Source organism: Streptomyces sp. 840.1 (assembly GCF_003751445.1).
Taxonomy (GTDB): domain Bacteria; phylum Actinomycetota; class Actinomycetes; order Streptomycetales; family Streptomycetaceae; genus Streptomyces.
Genome location: NZ_RJUU01000002.1, coordinates 1,456,394 through 1,463,050, shown reverse-complemented (window position 1 = coordinate 1,463,050; position 6,657 = coordinate 1,456,394). Strand labels below are relative to the sequence as shown.

Here is a 6,657-nt window from a genome sequence, read left to right as displayed (position 1 = left end):
GGCTAGCGTGGTTCATTGTGGTGCTGGTCTTCGTTGCCAGTTCCTGCGCTGTTCGTCCCTCGATCTCTTCAACTACACTATGTGCTCATCCCTGACGCCTCGTCAAGGCAACCTCGCAGGCCGCTCGCCCGATGTCAGCCTCAACTTCGAAGACGTCTCCATCGATTTGACTGGCCGTCAACTGGTCTAAGCCAATCTTGGTCTCGGGAAATCGGAATGCTCATGGCGGCTCGTCAACTCCACGACGAGCCGGCGGGCCGCGCTCACCGGTGAGCAGCTGGAGCTGCCACCCGGTCTGCGGCTGGAGTGGTGGAGGTCGCAGAAGCGGTGGCGATTCGAGATGGGGCGGATCCGTGCGGCGGTCGCCGGGCATGTGCGCCGACGGGCGGTGGCCGGGGCGGGGTCACAGCGAGTTCCGGCTGTTGCGGTACCTGTAGCGCGCGGTTCGTACGGGGGCTGTGTGCTTGCTCGGAGCGTCCCGCCTTGCCCCCGTGGTGGAGGTCGGAGCTCAGGGGCAGCGCCAGGGAGCGGAGGTGTCAGTCCCCGCCCGTGCCGGCGGGCTGTTCCAGAATTCTGGAACAGCCGGTCTCTACCGTCGGCCGCGTTCTTGTCGTGGTGGGGGAGGCGGCCTGTTGTCGGAGTGCGGGCACGGCCGCTGGCTCGGCGGGGGCCTGGGCCCCGACGGGTGCGGTGGGTGCAGTAGTCGAGCGGGAGCGGGCCGCGGCCGTGGAGACGCGGGGTGAGGCGGGCAGGGGGCGCCGAGCGGTGTGGTGAGCGCCTGGTGGGTGGCGAGCAGGAGGCGGGTTCTCTCTCGATTGTCGCGACAGCATCAGGAGCGGGTGCCTTCCGCTTCTCTTGGTTGCGCGACCCTGCCAGGATTTTTGGCCAGTTGATTTGCCGGAACGAATCCCTCCCCGGCCATCCATCGCTAGTGTCCGTCGCATGACGTATTCGGGGAAGATTCAGGCGCGGCGGACGAGAGTGGCACTGGTGGGCGTGGCCGCGGCGGTGCTGCTGGGTGTCGGCGGGGCGATTGCCGTGGCTGATGAAGATGGAAGACGCTCCGGTCCGACTTCGGTGTCGGAGGAGACACCTGGTGGGGGGATCGCTGGCGTCACGAGCGGCGGGGACGGGAGCTCGATCAGTGGTTCGGGTGGTACAGACGGGGGTGCCACCGACGGGGGCTCCGTCAGTGGTTCGGGTGGCACCGACGGGGGCTCCGACAGTGGTTCGGGTGGCACCGACGAGGGCTCCAACGACGGGGGCAGTGCCGCGGGCACGAGTTCGGCGGGTTCGGTCGGGGGCGGCGAACCGTCGGGATCCCCGGAGCCCACGTCGCCTCCGACGGCTCCGCCGAGCCTGGAGGACCTGACGGCGCGCATCGACGGTCTGGAGAAGAAGGTGGATGAGCTGCCGAGCAAGCAGGAGCTGGCAGATGCCCTTCGCGCCTTCGCCGACGCGTTGGAGCAGCAGGCCTAGGGCGTGTCCGGCGGATCATGCGACTTTCCGACCGGTCGCTCGTTGGTTGGGTCATGGGTCGGGGGGATCTGACGAATCGCGAGTGGTCGCTGCTGGAGCCGCATCTGCCTTCGCCGGGTGGCCAGGGGCGGCCGGTGGAAGGATCACCGGACCGTGCTGAACGGGATTCTGTTCCGGGTCCGCACCGGTATTCCGTGGCGTGATCTGCCGTAACGCTACGGCTCGTGGAAGACCATCTATGAACGGCATCGCCGCTGGTCGGCGGACAGCACCTGGGACCGGCTCTTGCGCGCGGTCCAGGCCGACGCCGACCTGGCGGGGCGGATCGACTGGGGCATGGTCGGCGTCGACTCGACGTCCTGCCGGGCCCACCAGCACGCGGCCGGCGCCCGCAAGGCCAGGCTGCGGGTCCCGAAGAAAGGACGACGCCCCGGCACCACCGCCCCGATGAGGGACTCGGACGGTCCCGGGGCGGTCCGACCTCCAAGATCCACCTCGCCGGTGAAGGCGGCTGCCGCCCCATGGCTCTACTGATCACTCCAGGTCAGTGGGGTGACGCCCCGCAGATGATCGAAGTCCTGGACCGGATTCGGGTTCCCCGCCCGCTGGTCGGGCATCCCCGGACCAGGCCCGCTCACGTCAGCGGCGACAAGGCTTACAGCTCCCGCCGAAACCGCCGCTACCTGCGAAGACGGCGCATCAAGCACACAATCCCCGAGCCGAAGGACCAGCGGGCCAACCGTCGGCGCAGAGGCAGCGCGGGCGGCAGACCTGCCGGCTTCGACCGCGAGCGCTACCGGCGGCGCAACGAGGTCGAGCGGACCATCAACCGACTCAATAACTCCCGCGCTGTCGCGACCCGTTACGACAAGAGGGCCTACGTCTTCCACGGCACGGTCACCGCAGCGGCAGTCCGCTTACGGCTCCGCCCATGATCCGCCGGACAGCGCCTAGAACACCCCCCTGCGCGACGCCCTGGCGAAAGTCAAGACAGACCTCACAGCGGAGCGCGAATGGGTTCGCGCACTGGTACGTGCCGCCACCGAGCTGTCCCTGGAGCTGGAGCAGGCCCGCGAAGAACTCGCAGCGGCTCAGCAGGTCACCCGGCTTCTGGGCCCGCGAGAAACCAGACGAGTGCCCGATTGAAGCTGGGCACCTCCCGTGAACACCGCCACGAGAGGACCGCGAAGTGGCGCTCGTCGTCGACCAGATCCGCGCCGAGCACCATGGTTCTTTGTGGCTCAGCTGCCCGGCGTGGTGTCGCTACCGGCCCGCGTTCTCTGTGGTGGAGGGGATGTCGCTGTTCTGGGTGGCAGCCCAGGAGGCAAGCAGGCGCAGTCCTTCTTCGGAGGGTGAGCCGGGTTCGGCGGTGTAGATGGTGAGGGTGAGGCCGGGTTCGGCGGCCATTTCCAGGCCCTCGTAGGCGAGGGTGAGCTCTCCGACGGCCGAGTGGTGGAAGCGTTTGGTGCCGGTGCCGTGGTGGCGGACGTTGTGGGCGCCCCAGCGGGTGCGGAATTCTTCGCGGCGGGTGGACAGCTCGCCGACGAGGTCGTGCAGGTCCTTGTCGTGCGGATTTCGCCCGGCTTCGGTGCGCAGGATGGCCACGGCGACGTCAGCGAAGAGGTCCCAGTCGGGGTAGAAGCGGCGCGAGGCGGGGTCGAGGAAGTTGAAGCGGGCGAGGTTCGCCTGGTTGCCGGGGGCGGCGTAGACGTCGGCGTAGAAGGCGCGAGCGAGCGGGTTGGCGGCCAGGATGTCCATACGGCCGTTGCGGACGAACGCGGGACCTGCGGTGATGGCGTCCAAGGTCCATTCCAGGCTGCGGTGCGGCCGCCACTGGTCCTTCGTACGCCGTCGGCGGGGGCGGTTGAGGACGTCGGATCCGTCGGCGGCCTGGGCCAGGTTCAGCAGGTGGGCGCGTTCGGCGTCATCGAGCTGAAGGGCCCTGGCGAGAGCTTCCAAGACGGACGGTGAGACGCCGGCGAGGTTGCCGCGTTCGAGCTTGGCGTAGTACTCGACGCTCATGTCGGCCAGGGCAGCGACCTCGCTTCTGCGAAGGCCGGGAACCCGGCGTCGGGGGCCTGCCGGCAGTCCGGCCTGCTGGGGGGTGATCTTGGCTCGCCGCGAGGTGAGGAACTCGCGGACCTCCTCGCGGTTGTCCATGCATTCGACGGTACGGCCTGCCCGGGATGGGAGGGATGTACTGCTGGTACACCCCTCGTCAGTGACTCGCTGTCCGCGCGGGATGGGAGTTACCTGGTTGACGTGGCGCTGGCCGTCCGCCTGTCACAGCGGGTGGGCCGGGCGCCGGGCCCCCTGGGCCCGCAGGCGGCGGAATCGCTGTCTGCACCGGGGCCCTCACCCATTCGGTGGCCTGCCGGAACCCTCCCGGCGTCGGCAGGCTTCAGCAGGCAAGGAGCTTTCCTCATGCGCGGAGCAGTGATCCACGCCCCCGGTGACATCCGGTTCGAGACCGTGGACGATGCCAAGATCCTCAAGCCGACCGACGCTGTCATCCGGACGGCTGTGACCTGCGTGTGCGGTTCCGACCTGTGGCCCTATCGCGGCGCGGAGCCGACGGAGCACTCACATCCCATGGGCCACGAGTACGTCGGCTTCGTCGAGGAGGTCGGATCTGCGGTCACCTCGGTGAAGCCGGGCCAATTCGTTGTTGGCTCGTTCGCCACCTCGGACAACACTTGCGCGAACTGTCGCAACGGCTTCCAGTCGAACTGCCTGAGCCGCGAGTTCATGTCCACCTGCCAGGCCGAGTATGTCCGCATTCCTAACGCCCAAGGCACCCTGGTCGCCACCGAGGACGTGCCGGGCGAGAATCTGTGGCCCGCTCTGCTTGCCGTGTCCGACGTGATGGGCACCGGCTGGTGGGCCGCGGACGCCGCCGAGGTGAGGCCCGGCTCGACCGCCGTGGTCGTCGGCGACGGCGCGGTCGGCCTGTGCGGAGTGATCGCGGCCAAGGAGCTGGGCGCGGAGCGCATCATCGCCATGTCACGGCACACCTCCCGCCAGAAGCTGGCGCGCGAGTTCGGCGCCACCGACATCGTCTCCGAGCGCGGTGAGGAAGGTGTGGCCCGGATCAAGGAGCTGACCGGGGGGATTGGTGCCGACTCGGTCCTGGAGTGCGTCGGCACGGCTCAGGCCATGAGCCAGGCCCTGCACTCCGCCCGGCCCGGCGGCAACGTCGGCTTCGTCGGCGTCCCCCACGAGGTCGCCGTCGACGGACAGGAACTGTTCTTCTCCCACGTCGGCCTGCGCGGCGGCCCCGCCCCCGTACGCCGCTACCTCCCCGATCTGATCGACCGCGTCCTTCAGGGCCGGATTGACCCCGGCAAGGTCTTCGACCTCACCCTGCCCCTGGAGCAGGTCGCCGAGGGCTACAAGGCGATGGACGAGCGCCGTGCGATCAAAACCCTCCTCAAGCCCTGACCCCCTACCCCACAAGGAGCAACCGTGCAGACCACCCGCAGCTCGATCGACACCATCAAGGGCCCGGCAGACTGGTTCACCGGCGACGTCTACATCGACCCCGTGGCCGCCCCGCGCCCGCCCCGTCCCGGGTCAGCGCGTCCATGGTGTATTTCATGCCCGGCGCCCGCACTCACTGGCCCCGCCGCCCCTTGGGCCAGACGTCACCGAAGGCGTCGGCCTGTGCCAGCGCCGCGGCGGCCCGGTGGAAGTCGTCCGGCCCGGTGACCGCGTCCTGTTCGAAGCCGACGAGGAGCACTGGTACGGCGCCGCCCCGAACCCGGTTGATGGTCCACCTGGCCATCAACGAGGGCGATGACACCCACGACGTCGTGTACTGGCTGAACCCCGTCACCGACGAGGAATACACCGCCAAACCGGCCACCGGCTGAACCCCGGCGCACACCGCTCCTTCCCCCGGCCTTGATACGGCCCACCCCCACCCACGTCGTTGAGGAGAACTCCCGTGACCACCTTCGCTCTTGTCGGTGCCGGCCCCGGTCTGGGGCTGGCTGCCGCCCGTCGCTTCGGCCAAGCGGGCCACCGCGTCGCCCTCCTCTCGCGCAGCGCCCAGCACCAGGACAATCTGGAAGCTGAACTGGCCAGGGACAACATTCACGCTCGCGGCTTCACCGCCGACGTCCTGGACCCCGCCTCCCTCACCGCAGCCCTGCATGGGGCCGCGGACGCGCTGGGGCCCGTCGAGATCCTCCAGTTCAGCCCGGTGCCCCGCAGCGACTTCATGAAGCCGGTCCTGGACACCACCGCGGCCGACTTGGACGACCCGCTGGCCTTCTCCGTCAAGGGGCCGCTCGCCTGCGTGAACACCGTTCTGCCCGGGATGCGGGAGCTCGGGCGGGGCACGCTGCTTTTCGTCAACGGCGGCAGCGCGGTACGCCCGAAGGCCAGCGTGGCCGGGACCTCGATCGCGTTCGCAGCCGAGAGCGCGTACGCGCAGATGCTCCACACCGCCCTCGCTCCCGAGAGCATCCACGTCACACAGCTCATCGTGCCCGGGGCGATCAGCCCCGACTCCGCGACCTCCAGTCCCGAGGCCCTCGCCGACCTGCTGTACGGCCTGCACACCGACCGTGACGGCTTCCGTCACTACGCCGAGCCCATGCCCGACCCGCAGGACGGCACCCCATGACCTTCACCCTTCGCCGGGCCCTGACCGCCACCGCAGCCACCGGCTTTCTGCTGCTGGCTGCGACCGTCTGCTCCGACGACTCGTCCGCCGAGCAGGCCCCCACCACCTCCGTCTCGTCGTCCGCCCCAGCGTCCGGAGAACCGCCGGCCTCGGCGTCCGCGAGCCCGTCCGGGTCAGACAGGAGCCCTTCGATGGACATCCGCGTCACCATCGACGGCCGAGAGGTCGAGGCGACCCTGACCGACAGCCCCGCCGCCCGCGACCTGGCCTCTCTCCTCCCGCTCACCTTGGACCTGAAGGACTTCCACGGGACCGAGCGGATCGCCGACCCGCCCAGGAAGCTGACCACCGAGAACGCGCCCGAACCGCAGGCGCCGAAGACCGGGGACCTCACCTACTACGTCCCCTGGGGCAACCTCGCCATCTTCTACCAGGACGGCCCCTCCGCCTCCTCCGATCTACTGGTCCTCGGCCACATCAACGCCGACGCCGACCAGTTGTCCGGGGCCGACCGGATCACCATCGAGGCCGCCTTCTGACCCCACCCA

6 protein-coding genes and 2 pseudogenes are annotated in these 6,657 nt (G+C 69.3%); 7 read left to right on the top strand and 1 reads right to left on the bottom strand.

The genetic code is table 11. The annotated features are described in order from the left end of the window. The 3 genes and pseudogenes from EDD93_RS39955 to EDD93_RS32625 form a co-directional block, all read left to right on the top strand. The coding region (locus EDD93_RS39955) for a hypothetical protein (protein WP_221217367.1) at positions 1-190 on the top strand (190 nt) is incomplete at its 5' end. 887 nt (positions 191-1,077) lie between these two features. After that, entirely contained in the window at positions 1,078-1,479 is a 402-nt protein-coding gene (locus EDD93_RS32630; protein WP_260256028.1) for a hypothetical protein, read from the top strand. Between the two features lie 53 nt (positions 1,480-1,532). Continuing rightward, positions 1,533-2,414, top strand: a pseudogene (locus EDD93_RS32625) (IS5 family transposase). Positions 2,415-2,742: 328 nt separating this feature from the next. Here the strand turns inward: EDD93_RS32625 and EDD93_RS32615 are convergent. After that, entirely contained in the window at positions 2,743-3,639 is an 897-nt protein-coding gene (locus tag EDD93_RS32615; RefSeq protein WP_123529336.1) for a helix-turn-helix transcriptional regulator, read from the bottom strand. A gap of 264 nt (positions 3,640-3,903) precedes the next feature. On the opposite strand from EDD93_RS32615, the gene EDD93_RS32610 reads away from it, so the two are divergent. From EDD93_RS32610 to EDD93_RS40505, 4 genes and pseudogenes are all read left to right on the top strand, one after another. Next, complete coding sequence (locus tag EDD93_RS32610) at positions 3,904-4,920, top strand: zinc-dependent alcohol dehydrogenase family protein (protein ID WP_123529334.1); 1,017 nt, start codon at positions 3,904-3,906, stop codon at positions 4,918-4,920. A 24-nt stretch (positions 4,921-4,944) separates the two neighbouring features. Beyond that, positions 4,945-5,351: pseudogene (locus EDD93_RS40510) on the top strand (cupin domain-containing protein). Positions 5,352-5,425: 74 nt separating this feature from the next. After that, positions 5,426-6,109 (top strand): SDR family NAD(P)-dependent oxidoreductase, encoded by a 684-nt coding sequence (locus EDD93_RS32600; protein WP_123529332.1) that lies wholly within the window; start codon positions 5,426-5,428, stop codon positions 6,107-6,109. After that, the gene (locus EDD93_RS40505; protein ID WP_123529330.1) at positions 6,106-6,648 is read left to right on the top strand and encodes a cyclophilin-like fold protein; all 543 of its coding nucleotides are present in this window, start codon (positions 6,106-6,108) and stop codon (positions 6,646-6,648) included. The genes EDD93_RS32600 and EDD93_RS40505 overlap by 4 nt, the downstream gene beginning before the upstream one ends. Positions 6,649-6,657 lie beyond the last annotated feature (9 nt).